Source organism: Arthrobacter wenxiniae, assembly GCF_013376105.1.
GTDB lineage: Bacteria > Actinomycetota > Actinomycetes > Actinomycetales > Micrococcaceae > Specibacter > Specibacter wenxiniae.
In genome coordinates this window covers 19,804-35,116 of sequence record NZ_JAAMFM010000006.1, presented here as the reverse complement: position 1 = coordinate 35,116, position 15,313 = coordinate 19,804, and the positions used below count along the sequence as shown (strand labels likewise).

At 68.3% G+C, this 15,313-nt stretch carries 12 protein-coding genes; 2 read left to right on the top strand and 10 right to left on the bottom strand.

The annotated features are described in order from the left end of the window. Positions 1–142: 142 nt before the first annotated feature. Entirely contained in the window at positions 143–775 is a 633-nt protein-coding gene (locus G6034_RS06220) for a vitamin K epoxide reductase family protein (RefSeq protein WP_176634245.1), read from the top strand. 101 nt (positions 776–876) lie between these two features. Here the strand turns inward: G6034_RS06220 and ndk are convergent, their stop codons facing one another. From ndk to G6034_RS06190, 6 genes are all read right to left on the bottom strand, one after another. Next, entirely contained in the window at positions 877–1,293 is a 417-nt protein-coding gene (ndk, locus tag G6034_RS06215; RefSeq protein ID WP_176634244.1) for a nucleoside-diphosphate kinase, read from the bottom strand. Between the two features lie 290 nt (positions 1,294–1,583). Further along, on the bottom strand, positions 1,584–2,015 hold the full coding sequence (locus tag G6034_RS06210) for a DUF4233 domain-containing protein (RefSeq protein WP_176634243.1): 432 nt from the start codon (positions 2,013–2,015) through the stop codon (positions 1,584–1,586). Between the two features lie 3 nt (positions 2,016–2,018). Next, complete coding sequence (locus G6034_RS06205) at positions 2,019–3,401, bottom strand: bifunctional folylpolyglutamate synthase/dihydrofolate synthase (RefSeq protein WP_343037954.1); 1,383 nt, start codon at positions 3,399–3,401, stop codon at positions 2,019–2,021. Further along, positions 3,398–6,685, bottom strand: coding sequence for an isoleucine--tRNA ligase (gene ileS, locus G6034_RS06200; RefSeq protein WP_176634242.1), 3,288 nt, complete (start codon positions 6,683–6,685; stop codon positions 3,398–3,400). The genes G6034_RS06205 and ileS overlap by 4 nt, the downstream gene beginning before the upstream one ends. A gap of 279 nt (positions 6,686–6,964) precedes the next feature. Beyond that, positions 6,965–7,729 carry an SDR family oxidoreductase gene (locus G6034_RS06195; RefSeq protein WP_176634241.1) on the bottom strand — a complete coding sequence of 255 codons (765 nt, stop codon included), beginning with the start codon at positions 7,727–7,729 and terminating at the stop codon, positions 6,965–6,967. 33 nt (positions 7,730–7,762) lie between these two features. After that, complete coding sequence (locus G6034_RS06190; protein ID WP_176634240.1) at positions 7,763–8,119, bottom strand: DUF488 domain-containing protein; 357 nt, start codon at positions 8,117–8,119, stop codon at positions 7,763–7,765. Between the two features lie 152 nt (positions 8,120–8,271). Between G6034_RS06190 and valS the strand changes: the two genes are divergently transcribed. Further along, positions 8,272–10,893 (top strand): valine--tRNA ligase, encoded by a 2,622-nt coding sequence (valS, locus tag G6034_RS06185; protein ID WP_176634239.1) that lies wholly within the window; start codon positions 8,272–8,274, stop codon positions 10,891–10,893. A gap of 52 nt (positions 10,894–10,945) precedes the next feature. Here the strand turns inward: valS and G6034_RS06180 are convergent, their stop codons facing one another. From G6034_RS06180 to G6034_RS06165, 4 genes are all read right to left on the bottom strand, one after another. Then, positions 10,946–11,755, bottom strand: a complete 810-nt coding sequence (locus G6034_RS06180) for an SGNH/GDSL hydrolase family protein (protein ID WP_176634238.1) — start codon at positions 11,753–11,755, stop codon at positions 10,946–10,948. Positions 11,756–11,769: 14 nt separating this feature from the next. Then, entirely contained in the window at positions 11,770–13,113 is a 1,344-nt protein-coding gene (locus G6034_RS06175; RefSeq protein WP_176634237.1) for a nucleotide sugar dehydrogenase, read from the bottom strand. Beyond that, positions 13,110–14,255 carry a glycosyltransferase gene (locus G6034_RS06170; RefSeq protein WP_176634236.1) on the bottom strand — a complete coding sequence of 382 codons (1,146 nt, stop codon included), beginning with the start codon at positions 14,253–14,255 and terminating at the stop codon, positions 13,110–13,112. Before G6034_RS06170 ends, G6034_RS06175 begins: the two co-directional genes overlap by 4 nt. Positions 14,256–14,667: 412 nt before the next feature. Continuing rightward, positions 14,668–15,288: a mycothiol-dependent nitroreductase Rv2466c family protein gene (locus tag G6034_RS06165; protein ID WP_176634235.1), complete on the bottom strand. Its 621-nt coding sequence runs from the start codon at positions 15,286–15,288 to the stop codon at positions 14,668–14,670. Between the last annotated feature and the right edge of the window lie 25 nt (positions 15,289–15,313).

Here is a 15,313-nt window from a genome sequence, read left to right as displayed (position 1 = left end):
GAAGGGCGCATGTGGATCGCCGATCAGCCACCTTCATTGTCTCATACGCGGCCGTTGCCGGTGCCTCACCGGGGACGGCGCGCCAAGTTTGCCACGCTAGAATCAGGACAACAATCGCCCCTTCCCCACAGAAAAGGCCACGATGCCACGCCAGAGTGTTTCCGTGCGACCCGCCGACGCCGCCCTGCCCGTCCTGGTCCGGGCCAGACCCTTCGGCTGGCTTCTGGTCATTGCCGGGGCCGTGGCGTGGATTGCGTCGGCCACGCTGGTGCTGGAGCGCCTGGAGCTGTACACCAACCCTGATGCCCAGATCAGCTGCGACATCAATTCCTGGATTTCCTGCGGCGATGTCATGAAGACGTCCCAGGCGGCCATTTTCGGCTTCCCCAACCCGTTTATCGGCCTCGTGGCGTTCGCGGTGGTCATCACCACGGGCGTGGCGCTGCTGGCCGGGGCCGAGCTCAGGCGCTGGTACTGGCTCGGGCTTCAGGTGGGCATCACGCTTGGCATGGCGCTGATCTGCTGGTTCTTCACGCAGGCCGTGTACGTGCTGGCGATCCTGTGCCCCTACTGCATGGTGGTGTGGTCCATGATGATCCCGCTCTTTGTCTGGACCACGGTCCGCAACCTGAAGCACAGGGTCATCCCGGCCGCGCCCGCCGTCGCCAAGTTCGCGGCCGACTGGGCGTGGGTCATCGTGGGCCTGGCCTACCTCGGCGTCATTGCGGCCATCTTTTTCAAGTTCATGGCGCTGATCATCCCCTCCAACGCCTAGCGGCCCCGGGCGGAAATGACGTTCGACGCCGAAAGGGCACCTCCCGGCGGGGGTGCCCTTTCGCTTTTGCCTGGCTGGGCGGCGTCTGGGCCGCCATCCGCTCAGGCGAACCAGATGCCGATCTCGCGCTCGGCCGACTCCACGGAGTCGGAGCCGTGAACCAGGTTCTGCTGGACCTTCAGCCCCCAGTCCCGGCCAAAGTCGCCGCGGATGGTGCCGGGGGCTGCCGTCGTGGGGTCGGTGGTGCCGGCCAGGGCGCGGAAGCCCTCGACCACGCGGTCACCTTCAAAGATTGCGGCCACCACGGGGCCGGACAGCATGAACTCGACCAGCGGCTCGTAGAAGGGCTTGCCCGCGTGCTCGGCGTAGTGCTGCTCGAGCTGCTCACGGGTTGCGTCGACCTTCTTCAGTTCGGCCAGCGTGTAGCCCTTGGCTTCGATCCGGGCCAGGACGGCGCCGGAGAGGTTGCGGGACACGCCGTCGGGCTTGACCAGGACGAGGGTGCGCTCGATGCTCACAGATTCTCCTTGCGATTTGGGGCAGTTGCGGAAAGTCGCCGGGCGCCTGCGTGGCGGCAGGGCCCCAACCAGCTTACTGGGTCCGCGAGGACCAGGCCGTCCCGGAGCTCCGTCACGGCGGTGGAAGGCCATCCCGCGGGCCGTGCGGGAGGCCGCCCTGCGGGGCCGCGCGCAGCCGGCGCCGAAGGCTGACCGGAACGCGTCGACCCCGGGCCGGCGGCGGCTGGTGACGGACTTCGGACATCGGCGGGGCAACAACTGTGGGCCCCGGGAGCCGGCTTCCGGTGGCGCTAGTCCGCGGCGTCCGGGTGGGCGGCGTCCCATTCCTCCTGCTGGCGGGCGCGCGCCCTGTTTTCCCGGTCGATGCGCCCGCCGGTGTGGAGCCCGTACCACCAGGCGATGGCGAAGAGGATGCCGACCACAAACATGGAAGCTTCCCAGAAGCCGCCGGCAATCAGCAGCAGCTGCAGGACCCAGCCAAACGCCGGCCCCCACTTCCTGCCCATGAAGGCGCAGGCGGCCACCATGAGCAGGGCCAGCACGCCGGCCACCACCAGGTAGGCCGGGTTCCTGCCGTGCACGCCATAGAGCCCCAGGCCCAGGAACAGCGCCACGAATGCCTCGAGCACCAGGACGGTGGAGGCGAACATGGTCTTGGTGGAGCGCAGCTTTTTTGGCATCCCGGGGCGCCATTCACGCTGCGCCTTGGTCAGTCGCGCCATGCCTTAGGCACCTTCCCTTTCGCCGGGACGGCCCAGCAGTATGCGGGCCTCGCCCACCACGGTGATGGAGCCGGTGATCAGCACGCCGCCGGCGAGGTCGTTGTTGGATTCGGCCCGTTCCACGGCCCATTCGATGGCGTCGTCGAGCTTCTCGGCAATGTGGACGTCCTCTTCGTTCCAGCCAAGGTCCACGGCCATCTCGGCCAGTTCCGCGGCGGGGATGGCCCGCGGCGAGCTGGACTGCGTGAGGCAGATTTCAGCGGCCTCGTCACCATAGGATTCCTTCAGCGTGCGCAGGATGTCCTCGGCGTCCTTCTCCTGCAGGACGCCGAGCACCACCACGAGCTTGCTGAAGGCGAACGCCTCCTGCAGGGCGGTGGCGCTGACGGCGATCCCCGCGGGGTTGTGCGCCGCGTCGACCACAATCGTGGGCGAGGTGCGCAGCACTTCCAGGCGCCCGGGCGAGGTCGCGTTGCCGAAGCCTTCCCGGACCAATTCCAGGTTCAATTCCTTCTCTCCCCCGCCCAGGAACGCCTCCAGGGCCGCAAGGGCGACGGCGGCGTTCCCTGCCTGGTGCGCGCCGTGCAGCGGCAGCAGGATGTCCGGGTAGCGCCCGGCCAGGCCCTGCAGGGTGACCATCTGGCCGCCCACGGCGATGGTGCGCGATTCCACGCCGAACTCGACGCCTTCGAACCTGAACGCGGCGTGCATTTCCCGGGCCCGGTCCAGGATGACCTGGGCAGCGTCCACGGGCTGGACGGCGCTGACCACGAAGGCGCCTTCCTTGATGATGCCCGCCTTCTCCTCCGCAATGAGTCCGGTGGTCTCCCCCAGCAGTTCGGTGTGGTCCAGGGAGATGGGCGTGAGGACGGCCACCTGGCCGTCGCCCACGTTGGTGGCGTCGGTGATGCCGCCCAGGCCCACTTCCAGCACGGCCACGTCCACGGGCTCGTCGGCGAAGATGGCATAGGCCAGGATGGTCAGGCACTCGAAGTAGGTCAGGCGCTGTTCACCCGCCGACTCGAGTTCGGCGTCGACCATCTGCAGGTAGGGCCGGATCTCGTCCCAGATCCGCACAAAGGTCCCGTCGGGGACGGGGGCGCCATCGATGCTGATGCGCTCGGTGACCCGGCTCAGGTGCGGGCTGGTGTAGCGGCCGGTGCGCAGGCCGTGGGCCAGCAGCCCGGATTCGATCATGCGGGCCGTGGACGTCTTGCCATTGGTGCCGGTGATGTGGATGATCGGGAACGCCTTGTTGGGTTCCCCGAGGATGTCCATGGCCCGGAACAGGGGCGCCAGGCGCGGCTCCATCTTGTTTTCGGGGGCGCGGCCCAGCAGTTCGGCGTAGACGCTCTCCACGGAGAATTCGTCGTGTTCATGGCTCACGGGGCAACAGTCCGTTCAACAGTGATGGTGGTGTCGACGTCGCCGGGAACCAGTTCCAGTTCCAGGGTCAGCGTTTCCTTTTTGACGAGCTCCGCATTGGCGTGGAGGGCGTCCACCACTTCCTGCGGGGCCTGGATGATGGTGCGGATGCGGTCGCTGACATGCAGCTCGGCGTCCTTGCGGGCCTGCTGGATGGCGCGGACCATGTCCCGGGCGGTGCCCTCGGCCTCGAGTTCGGCCGTGACCTCGGTGTTGAGCACCACGAACCCCCCGCCCGGCAGCATCGCAACCGCGGTGGATCCGCCGTCGTGCGCGTCGGCAACCACTGTCTCCAGCGAGTACTCGGACGGTTCAAGGACCAGGCCGCCGGCGGTGACCACGCCGTCAACTTCGGACCAGTCGCCGGACTTGGCGCCCTTGATGGCCCGCTGGACGTCCTTGCCCAGGCGCGGGCCGGCCGCGCGGGCATTGACCACCAGCTTTTGTGAGATGCCGAACTCCTCCGGGGAGGCGTCGGCGGAATCCACAAACCGCACGGCGCGGATGTTCAGCTCGTCGGCCACCACATCCGCGCCGCCGTCGAGCGCCGCCGCGTTGGGGGCCACCACGGTGAGCCCGGCCAGCGGCAGCCGCACGCGCAGCTTGGCGGCCTTGCGCAGGCTGGAGCCGGTGGAGCAGATCTGCTGGACGCGGTCCATCTGCTCCACGAGGGCGGGGCTGGGCACAAACAGGTCCGCGTTGGGCCAGTCGGTCAGGTGCACGGAGCGGCCTCCGGTCAGGCCGCGCCAGATCTCCTCGGTGACCAGCGGCAGCAGCGGGGCGGCCGAGCGGCACACGGCTTCCAGGGCGGTGTAGAGCGCGTCGAAGGCGTCCGTGCTCTCATCGAAGAAGCGGTTGCGGCTGCGGCGCACGTACCAGTTGGTCAGCATGTCCAGGTAGCTTCGCAGGGCGTCGCAGGCGCCGGAGACGTCGTAGGCGTCCAGCCTGGCGCCCATCTGGCGGACCAGGTCCCCGGTGTTGGCAAGCAGGTACTCGTCCATGGTGTCGGTGTAGCCGTCAAAGCGCAGCTTGGCGTCGTATCCGGCGCCGCCGTTGGCCGTGTTGGCGTACAGCGTGAAGAAGCTGTACACGTTCCACAGCGGCAGGATGACCTGGCGGACGCCGTCGCGGATGCCCTGCTCGGTGACCACCAGGTTGCCGCCGCGCAGGATGGGGCTGGACATCAGGAACCAGCGCATCGCATCGGAGCCGTCGCGGTCCAGCACCTCGGAGACGTCCGGATAGTTGCGCAGGGACTTGGACATCTTCTGCCCGTCGGAGCCCAGGACGATGCCGTGACTGATGACGTTCCGGAACGCGGGGCGGTCAAAAAGGGCGGTGGAGAGGATGTGCAGCATGTAGAACCAGCCGCGTGTCTGCCCGATGTACTCGACAATGAAGTCCGCCGGGTTGTGGGTGTTGAACCAGTCTTCATTCTCGAAGGGGTAGTGCACCTGGCCGTACGGCATGGAGCCGGAGTCGAACCAGACGTCCAGCACGTCCTCCACGCGGCGCATGGTGGACCTGCCGCTCGGGTCGTCCGGGTTGGGGCGGGTCAGCTCATCGATGAACGGGCGGTGCAGGTCCACTTCGCCGGCCTTGTTCAGCGGCAGCCGGCCAAAGTCGGACTCCATCTCGGCGAGGGAGCCGTACACGTCGGTACGCGGGTATTCGGGGTCGTCGGACTGCCATACCGGGATGGGACTGCCCCAGTAGCGGTTGCGGCTGATCGACCAGTCGCGGGCGTTGGCCAGCCACTTGCCAAACTGGCCGTCCTTGACGTTGCCGGGGATCCAATTGATGTCCTGGTTCAGCTCGGACATGCGGTCCTTGAACTTTGTCACCTCCACGTACCAGGAGGAGATGGCGCGGTAGATCAGGGGCGTGCGGCACCGCCAGCAGTGCGGGTAGCTGTGGACGTAGCTGGCCTGGCGGACCAGCCGGCCGGCGTCGCGGATCACGCGGGTGATCGTCTTGTTCGCGTCAAAGACCTGCACTCCGGCGATGTCGTTGAGCGGCCCGCCTTCAAACAGGGGCAGGAACTTCGCACCCTCGTCCACGGACAGGACCACGGGGATGCCGTACTGCTCGCAAACCTTCTGGTCCTCCTCACCGTAGGCGGGAGCCTGGTGGACAATGCCGGTTCCGTCGGTGGTCGTGACGTAGTCGGCCAGGAGGAACTGCCAGGACTTGGCCGTGCCGTACTTTTCATCGTCGGCGAAGTAATCCCACAGGGGCTCGTATTTCAGCCCTTCCAGCTCGGAGCCCGTGTACGTGGCGGTGACCGCTTCCGCCGCGGCAGCGCCGTCGTCGTACCCCAGGTCCTTGGCGTAGGCCCCCACCAGGTCCGAGGCCAGCAGGAACTTCTCGGAGGTCGGGGTTGTCGAGACCGCGGAGGACCCGTTGGGCCCGACAGGGACCACGACATAGCTCACGTCGGGCCCGACGGCGAGGGCCTGGTTGGTGGGCAGGGTCCAGGGCGTGGTGGTCCAGGCGATGGCGGACGTGCCGGCCAGCTCCTGTGAGAGGGGGGACTCGCCGGCCAGGATCGGGAAGGTGACGGTGACCGTCTGGTCCTGGCGGTCCTTGTAGACGTCATCGTCCATGCGTAGCTCGTGGTTGGAGAGCGGGGTTTCGTCCTTCCAGCAGTAGGGCAGCACGCGGTAGCCGTTGTACGTCAGGCCCTTCTCGTGCAGCTGCTTGAACGCCCAGAGCACGGATTCCATGTACTCGACGTTGAGCGTCTTGTAGTCGTTGTCGAAGTCCACCCAGCGTGCCTGGCGGGTGACGTACTCCTGCCATTCGCCGGCGTACTTCATGACGGAGGAGCGGCAGGCGTCGTTGAACTTGTCGATGCCCATGGCCTCGATCTGCTTCTTGTCCGTCATCCCCAGCTGCTTCATGGCCTCCAGCTCGGCGGGCAGCCCGTGCGTGTCCCAGCCGAAGCGGCGCTCCACACGGCGTCCGCGCTGCGTCTGGTAGCGGGCCACCAGGTCCTTGGCGTAGCCGGTCAGCAGGTGGCCGTAGTGCGGCAGGCCGTTGGCGAATGGCGGTCCGTCGTAGAAGACGAACTCGTTGGAGCCGTCCTGCCCGGCCTCCCGCTGGTCGATGCTCGCCTGGAAGGTGCCGTCCTCCGCCCAGTATTTGAGCACCAGTTCTTCCACGGCCGGGAAGCGCACGGATGCGGGCACATGGTTGGAGCCGGCGGGGCGGCCGGCGGCGGAAGCCTTCGGGAAATGGGTCATCACATCATCCTGGTGGTGGTAGTGCAGTTGCCGGATGCAAGGACGGCTTGCGCCGCGGTACCACCTCGCTTGCCGACCCCTGGTTTTGTGGCCAGGGCGCGGCCGCTTGTTGACTGCTGTGACGGGCGTACCCGCCCGGTTCTACTGGCGCCCGCTGGCTCTGCCTGCGGGGCACGTTCTTCCGGGAGCTCACCGGTGATGGCCGGGTCGCAGCTTTGTCCTCCATGATACGGGATGCGTGCGGTGGGGCGCACCGCGCGCATCCCTGGGTGGGGGCGGCTACCGGCGGACCAGCTTGTGGTTGGCCGCCTGCGCCACGGGGCGCACCACCACCTGGTCCAAGTTGATGTGGTGGGGAAGCCCGACGGCGTACGCCACCACATCCGCCACGTCAGCTGCCGTGAGGGGTTCCGCCACGCCCTGGTAGACCTTGTCGGCAGCCTCCTTGTCGCCGCCGAGCCGGTTGAGCGCGAATTCCTCGGTCTGGACCAGGCCCGGGGCCACCTCGATCACGCGGAGGTTGTTTTCCACCTCTTCCAGGCGCAGCGCGTTGGTCAGGGCGTGCTGGGCGAACTTGGCCGCGTTGTAGCCGGCGCCGCCCTCGTAGGCGGACAGTCCGGCCGTGGAAGTCAGGTTCAGCACGGTGCCGGCGCGGTGCTCGCGGAGGGTGGGCAGAAACGCCCGTGTCATTTTCATGGTGCCCATGACGTTGGCCTGGAACATCCACTCCCAGTCGTCGTTGTTGGAGGCGCCGATGCGGTCCGCGCCGCGGGCCCCTCCTGCCACGTTGATCAACGTGTCCAGGCCGCCGTTTTCGGAGACGAAGGCAAGCAGGGAGGCAACGTCGCCGTCCTTGGAAACGTCCGCCGCGAAAGCCAGGGCCCCCGTCTCCGCGGCGAGCTTCTCAAGGCGTGCGGCACGGCGCGCCACGGCCACCACCTGCCAGCCGGCCTTGCGGAGGGCGCGGACGGTGGCCTCGCCGATGCCGGTGCTGGCACCTGTGACGACGGCGTGGTGGATCGGGGCGGCGGTGTTTTCGGTCATGGCACCAATTTAGCCCGTCCGCCATGGGGCCGCCTACGCGCCGGGCGTGTCCACGCCGTTGAGGAAGTCCAGCAGCACGGCCGCCTGGTTCTGCCGGTGGTCCTTGGCGCTGTAGAGCAGCACCACCTTCTCGTGCTCCTTCGCCAGCGCGCGGATCTCGTCCACAGCCGGGTTTGTGGCCAGTTCGGCGCGGTAGTCCTTGACGAATGCGGCGAAATGTTCCGGGACGTGGCCGAACGCATTGCGCACCTCGGTGCTGGGCCCGGCGTCCTTGAGCCACACGTCCACGCGGTCCTTCCTGATCCCGCGCGGCCAGAGCCGGTCCACCAGGATCCGGTATTCGTCCGGGCCAGGTTCCTCATACACCCGCAAAATCCGCATCGTGCCCATATCCGCATCATAGCCCCGGGGAATTCCCCCTGGGCCGGCGCACCATTGCCTCGCCACGGTGCGCCACTTCAGAAGTGGCGCACCGTTGCCTCGCCACGGTGCGCAGCTTCGCCGTGCCGGACGTGGCAGGCAACTCATGAAAGAATTGGCGCATGGCTGAAAACACTCCGGGCACAGACACGCCCGCAACCCCCGCAAGTTTCGTTCCCGACAAGCCCGCGCTGGAGGGCCTGGAGGCCTCGCTGACCAGGCGCTGGCTTGAGGAGGGCACCTACAGCTTTGACCGTGAGACCACCCGGGAGCAGGTGTACTCCATCGACACTCCCCCGCCCACGGCCTCCGGGTCCCTGCACGTGGGACACATGTTCTCCTACACGCAGACGGACGTGCTGGCCCGCTTCCAGCGCATGAACGGCAAGAACGTCTTCTACCCGATGGGCTGGGACGACAACGGCCTGCCCACCGAGCGCCGCGTCCAGAACTATTACGGCGTCCGTTGCGACCCGAAGATCCAGTACGACGCCGGCTACCGCCCTCCCGTGTCCCCGGCCAAGAACCAGCGCGACTTCGACGTCGTCTCGCGCCGGAACTTCATCGAGCTCTGCGAGGAGCTGGCCGTGGAGGATGAGAAGGTCTTTGAAAACCTGTTCCAGACGCTGGGACTGTCCGTTGACTGGAACCTTACCTACCGCACCATCGACGGCCATTCCCGTGCTGTGTCGCAGCGCGGCTTCCTGGAGAATCTGGCCGCAGGCGACGCCTACATGGCGGAGGCGCCCACCCTGTGGGACGTCACCTTCCGCACGGCCGTGGCCCAGGCCGAGCTCGAGGACCGCGAGGTGGCCGGCGCCTACTACCGCTACCCCTTCTTCGCCGAGGACGGCACCAAGGTCTACATCGAGACCACGCGCCCCGAACTGCTGCCCGCCTGCGCCGCACTTGTGGCCAATCCGGACGACGAGCGCTACCAGCCGCTGTTCGGCAGGAAGGTCACCTCGCCGCTGTTCGGCGTCGAGGTTGAGGTGCGCGCCCACCCGCTGGCCAAGGCGGACAAGGGCTCCGGCATCGCCATGGTCTGCACCTTCGGCGACCTGACCGACGTCACCTGGTGGCGCGAGCTCCAGCTGCCCACCCGCGCCATTGTGGGCCGCGACGGCCGGATCGTCGCGGACACCCCGGAGTGGATCACCACCGAGGAAGGCCGCGCCAACTACGCGGCCATCGCCGGCAAGACCGTCTTCGGCGCCAAGGAAGGCGTGGTCGAGCTGCTGGCCGCGGCGCAGCTGCTGGACGGCGAGCCGAAGAAGATCATGCACCCGGTCAACTTCTTTGAAAAGGGGGACAAGCCGCTGGAGGTGGTCACCTCCCGCCAGTGGTACATCCGCAACGGCGGCCGCGACGGGGACCGCCGCGAACGCCTGATCAACCGCGGCCGCGAAATCGAGTTCCACCCGGCGTTCATGCGCTCGCGCTACGACAACTGGATCTCCGGACTGAACGGCGACTGGCTGGTCTCCCGCCAGCGCTTCTTCGGCGTGCCGGTGCCCGTCTGGTACCCGCTGGACGCGGATGCCAACCCGGTCTACGACCACCCCATCCTGCCGACCAGCGAAATGCTGCCGGTTGACCCGGCCGCGGACGCCGCCCCCGGCTACACGGAGGACCAGCGGAACGCGCCCGGCGGCTTCGTCGGCGACGCCGACGTCCTGGACACCTGGGCCACCTCGTCCCTGACCCCGCAGATCGTGGGCGGCTGGAGCGTGGACGATGACCTGTTCGCCAAGGTCTACCCGTTCGACCTGCGCCCGCAGGCCCACGACATCATCCGCACCTGGCTTTTCTCCTCCGCCGTGCGCGCCGACGCCCTGCAGGGCAGCGCCCCGTGGAAGCATGCCGCCATCTCCGGCTGGATCCTGGACCCGGACCGCAAGAAGATGTCCAAGTCCAAGGGCAACGTGGTGGTCCCCACCGACGTGCTCAACGACTATGGCGCCGACGCCGTCCGCTACTGGGCCGCCTCCGCCAAGCTCGGCGCCGACACCGCCTACGAGATTGCGCAGATGAAGATCGGCCGCCGCCTGGCCATCAAGCTGCTCAACGCCTCCAAGTTCGTGCTCAACCTCGGCGCCACGGAAGCCAACGTTCTCACGGGCGACACGGCCGTGGCCACCAACGCGCTGGACCGCGCGCTCCTGGCCCTGCTGGCCGACGTCGTCCGCAAGTCCACGGCCGCCTTTGAGAAGTACGACTACGCCAAGGCGCTGCAGGCCACTGAGAGCTTCTTCTGGCATTTCACGGACGACTACGTGGAGCTGATCAAGGACCGCGCCTACGGTGCCGGCGGCGAGGAAGGCCAGGTCTCAGTGCTGGCCGCCCTGGCCACCACACTGGATTCCCTGCTGCGCCTGTTCGCGCCGTTCCTGCCGTTCGCGACGGAGGAGGTCTGGAGCTGGTGGCGCACCGGCTCCGTCCACCGGGCACCGTGGCCCGCCGCCGTGGAAGTGAACGATGGCGACACCACCATGCTGGCCACCGTCGGCGACGCCCTGGGCGGCATCCGCAAGGCCAAGTCCGAGGCCAAGGTCAAGCAGCGCACCCAGGTGCTCTCCGCCACCGTCACGGCAGACGCGGCCAAGGCCGCACAGCTGCGGACCGGCCTTGGCGACCTCAAGGCCGCCGCCAACGCCGTGGAAATCACGGTGGCCGAGGGCGCCGGCGAACTCACCGTGTCCGACGTCGTGCTGGCGCCGGCCGAGGAGCCCGTCCAGGCCTGATCCCGGCCCCGAGCTTGCGAGTGGCGGGAGGGCGTGGGGAAAATCCCCAACCTCACGGGAGGCGATGGTGGGGCTGGGCCTTCCGGGCCAGCTTCTTCAGGCCCTTCCGCGGGGGGACGCGGACGGGCTCGGGCCAGCGCGGGGCTAGCGCGTCGCCCAGGGTCACCCCGCGCAGCTTGCGGGCGAACATGGGCAGCACCCAGTCCGCGGTCCACCTGTATTGGTCCCGTCCCCACTGCTTCCAGGTGGGGGCGGGCTGTTGTTTTTTGTGCTTGGGTGCGATGCCGTGGGGCACGCCGAGCAGGTCCAGCACCTGTCCGGCCATGAACTTGTGCCCGGCCGTGGACATGTGCAGGCGGTCCGGACACCAGAAGCGCGGGTTCCGGTACGCCTCAAAGGTGGCGAAGTCGACCACCACGGCGCCGTGCCGGGCGGCGATGCGCCGGACGCCGTCGTTGTACAGGTGGTTCTTGCGCCGCAGCGGGGACAGGACCGCGGAGACCTCAACGTCATAGCCGGTGAAAAGCAGCAGCTGGGCGCCGGTGGCGGCCAGGCCGTCCACAAGCGCCTCGTACTGGGACAGGATGTCCGCGACGCGCGTGCCGATGTCCATGATGTCGTTGCCGCCCGCGTAAAGCGTGACGAGGCTCGGCTCCATGGCAACGGCGGGCCCCAGCTGTTCGGCCGCTATGTGGCGCAGTCGCTTGCTCCGGATGGCCAGGTTGGCGTACTCCCAGCCGGGCTGGTTGCGGGCCAGTCCCTCGGCAACGCGGTCGGCCCAGCCGCGCACTCCGTTGGGCAGGTGCTTGCTGGGGTCGCCCACCCCCTCGGTGAACGAGTCCCCGAGCGCCACGTACCTCATCCGTTCCCCGCTGATCAGGCCGCCGTCCGGGCCGCCCCCACGGGCCGCCCGCTCCCCTGCCCGATCCCGCGATACGCCCAGCCGGCGGCGCGCCAGGCGCCGGCATCCAGGGCGTTGCGCCCGTCGAGCACGGCCGCCCGGTCCACCACGGCGGCCACCGCCACCGGGTCCAGGCCCGTGAACTCCGGCCACTCGGTCAGCAGCATGGTCAGCTCGGCCCCCCGCAGGGCGTCCATGGCGTCCGCCTGGAATGAAAGTTGGGGGTGCGCCAGCCAGGCGTGGCCGGCCGCCTGCGGGTCGCTGACTGTGACCAGCGCGCCCTTGGCGGCCAGCTGCAGGGCGATGTCCAACGCCGGCGAGTCACGGGTGTCGTCCGTGTGGGGCTTGAACGCCGCTCCCAGGACGGTGATCCGGCGCCCGCGCACCTCCCCGCCGCACATGGCCGCCGCGGCCTCGGCGGCGCGGCCCCGGGCAGCGGCGTTGATGCCGTCCACGAGCGAGAGCAGCTCGTCAAGTGACTGCACGCCGCGCTCCTGCGCCTGTGCCCGGAATGACCGCAGGTCCTTGGGCAGGCAGCCGCCGCCAAACCCCACGCCGGCCTGCAGGTACCGGCTGCCGATGCGGGCGTCGTGCCCCAGTGCCCCGGCAAGTTCGACGACGTCGGCCCCCACCTGCTCGCACAGCTCACCGACGGCGTTGACGAAGGAGAGCTTGAGGGCCAGGAAGGCGTTGGCCGCCACCTTGATGAGTTCGGCCGTCGCGAAATTGGTGGCGACGCACGGGGTGCCGCGCTCCAGCAGTGGCGCGTAGACGGCGTCGAGCAGCTCACGGGCAGCCCGGCGGCCGTCGCCTTCGGGCAGGCCGTAGACCAGGCGGTCCGGCATCAGGGAGTCCGCCACGGCAGTCCCCTGGCGCAGGAATTCCGGATTCCAGGCCAGCACGGCCCCCGTCCCGGCGAGGAGGGCCTCCACGCCTTCGGCCGTGCCGACCGGGACCGTGGACTTGCCCACCACGAGGTCCCCCGGCGCCAGGTGCGGGCGCAGCGCTTCGACGGCCCGGCGCAGCTGGCCAAGGTCGGCACCGTTGCCGGCCTTGGCCTGGGGCGTGCCCACGCAGATGAAGTGGACGCGGGCGCCGGCGAGCCGGGCGGGATCGGTGGTGAACGCGAGCCGGCCGGACGCGGTGCCATCCCGCAGCAGCGCCGGCAGCCCGGGTTCATGAAAGGGGGCTTCGGCCCGGGCCAGCCGCCCCACCTTGGCGGCGTCGGTGTCCAGGCCCGTGACGTGGTGTCCCAGGGAGGCGAGGGCTGCGGCATGGACAGCGCCCAGGTAGCCGCAGCCAACGACGGAAACTTTCACTTGATTCCTCTCAGGCCGGCGCCCTGGCGGGCGTGGTCGGCAATGGTGTCGTTGTAGAGTTCCATGAGCCGCTCGCACACCACGGCCCACGTGCGGCCCTGGACCGCGGAGTGGGCCGCCGCACCGAAGGCGGCCCGCTTCGCGTCGTCGCCCACCAGGTCCTCCACGTAGCCGCGCAGTTCGGACAGCTCGCCGGGCTGGTAGAGCCAGCCGGTGCGCGAAGAGTCCACCAGATCGACGGGGCCGCCGCGGCCGGTGGCCACCACCGGCACGCCGGACGCCATGGCCTCCTGGATGGTCTGGCAGAAGGTTTCCAGCTCGCCGGGGTGAACAAAAAGGTCCAGGGAGGCCATGGCGGCGGCCAGCTTCTCCCCGGCCAGGAAGCCCGTGAAGTGCGCATCGGGGAGGGCGCCCTCCAGCGCCTGGCGCTGGGGTCCGTCGCCCACCACCACCAGGCGCGTGCGGGGGATGTTCGCAAGGGCCGCAAGGTCCCCCACCTGCTTTTCCAGCGCGAGCCGGCCCACGTAGCCGATCACCTTTTCGCCGCGGGGTGCCACGAGGCGCCGGAATGCGTCATTCCGCCTGGACGGGTGGAAGCGGCCCGTGTCCACGCCGCGGCGCCACAAGTCGACGCGCGGGATGCCGTGGCCCCGCAGCTGGTCGATGGCACCCGTGGACGGGGCAAGTGTGCGGGTGGCGGCCATGTGGATCCGTTCCACCCGCGTCCACGCCCAGTTTTCCAGAAACGGCATGCCGTACTTGGCGGCATAGCCGGGGACGTCGGTCTGGTAGACGGCCACGGTGGGCAGGTCCAGCTGCTGGGCGGCGCGTACCCCGCGCCACCCCAGGACGAACGGGGAGGCAAGGTGGACAATGTCCGGGTTGAAAGCGGCCAGCATGGCCTTGACGCGGGCCACCCCGCCCACGGCGACGCGGACGTTGCGGTACCCCGTGACCGGTACGGCAGGCAGCCTCACGATCCTGGCGCCCTCAACGACAGCGGGGGCGTTTCCGTTCGTGGACGGGGCGATGACCAGGACTTCGTCGCCTCGTTGCTTCAAGTGTTGAAGGATTTTCAGCAGGGAATGGGTGACCCCGTTCATGTCCGGCAGGAACGATTCAGCAACTATGGCAATCTTCACGCCTTCAGCGTGTCCGGCAGAGGTGGCCGGGGCCCGGATCCGGGGAAACCCGCACGTGAAAAGATGATGAACGGGGTTGGGCCACTCTTGGACAAAGGGGAAGCCCCATCGGCATTTTGCCGTCGGTGGGGCTTCGGCTTTCGGCCGCCGGGTGACGTTCGACGGTCTGCTGGACTCCATTGCTTTTCAGTGCTTTGGCCGCGTCACCGGCTCCCAGTTCCTTTGTTTCCACGAGTCTGCCGCCAGGGGCGGTTTGTCGATGTTTCTTCCGGTTCTGTCACTGGATCTCTGGTGTCCATCCCCTCTCCCGAAGGATTGGGTAAGAAAAAGTATGCGCCTGTTGGCGGGCAAAAACAAGGGCCGGGCCAGCAACAGTCTTGACTGTTGCCGCCCCGGCCCTCGATCACTGAATTTACCCGAACTGCGGGTTCTCCGTGCGGGTGCGCTTGATCTCGAAGAAGTACGGGAAGCCGGCCAGGGTGACGGTTGCGTCCCAGAGCCTGCCCGCCTCCTCGCCGCGCGGAATGCGGGTAATGACCGGGCCGAAGAAGGCGGTGCCGTTGAACGCGACGATGGGTGTGCCCACGTCCTGGCCCACGCGGCTGATGCCCTCCTCGTGGCTGGCGCGCAGGGCCGCGTCGTACTCCGTGGAGGTTGCGGCGGCCGCCAGCTCTGCCGGCAGTCCGGCCTCGGCAAGGGACTTGGCGATGACGTTGTCCATGTCCTTGTCGCCGTCGTAGTGGATGTGGGTGCCCATGGCGTCGTAGAGCGGCTTGACGACCTCGCTGCCATGCAGTTGCGCGGCGGCGATGAGCACGCGCACGGGGCCCCATGCGGTGTCCAGGAATGCCCGGTAGTCGGCCGGGAGTTCGTCTCGGCCTTCATTGAGCACGGCAAGACTCATCACATGCCAGTCGACCTTGATGTTGCGGACCTTCTCCACCTCACCGATCCACCGGGACGTGGCCCAGGCAAAGGGGCAGGCCGGGTCAAACCAGAAATCGGCCTTTTCGGGCACTGCGATATCAGACAAGGTGGTCTCCTCAGTTCGGCTGACG

Excerpts from the sequence above, each read along its gene's own strand:
- G6034_RS06220 (WP_176634245.1), top strand. The coding sequence starts at position 143 with ATGCCACGCCAGAGTGTTTCCGTGCGACCCGCCGACGCCGCCCTGCCC.
- G6034_RS06210 (WP_176634243.1), bottom strand. The coding sequence starts at position 2,015 with ATGGCGCGACTGACCAAGGCGCAGCGTGAATGGCGCCCCGGGATGCCA.
- ileS (WP_176634242.1), bottom strand. The coding sequence starts at position 6,685 with ATGACCCATTTCCCGAAGGCTTCCGCCGCCGGCCGCCCCGCCGGCTCC.
- G6034_RS06195 (WP_176634241.1), bottom strand. The coding sequence starts at position 7,729 with ATGACCGAAAACACCGCCGCCCCGATCCACCACGCCGTCGTCACAGGT.
- G6034_RS06190 (WP_176634240.1), bottom strand. The coding sequence starts at position 8,119 with ATGGGCACGATGCGGATTTTGCGGGTGTATGAGGAACCTGGCCCGGAC.
- valS (WP_176634239.1), top strand. The coding sequence starts at position 8,272 with ATGGCTGAAAACACTCCGGGCACAGACACGCCCGCAACCCCCGCAAGT.
- G6034_RS06180 (WP_176634238.1), bottom strand. The coding sequence starts at position 11,755 with ATGAGGTACGTGGCGCTCGGGGACTCGTTCACCGAGGGGGTGGGCGAC.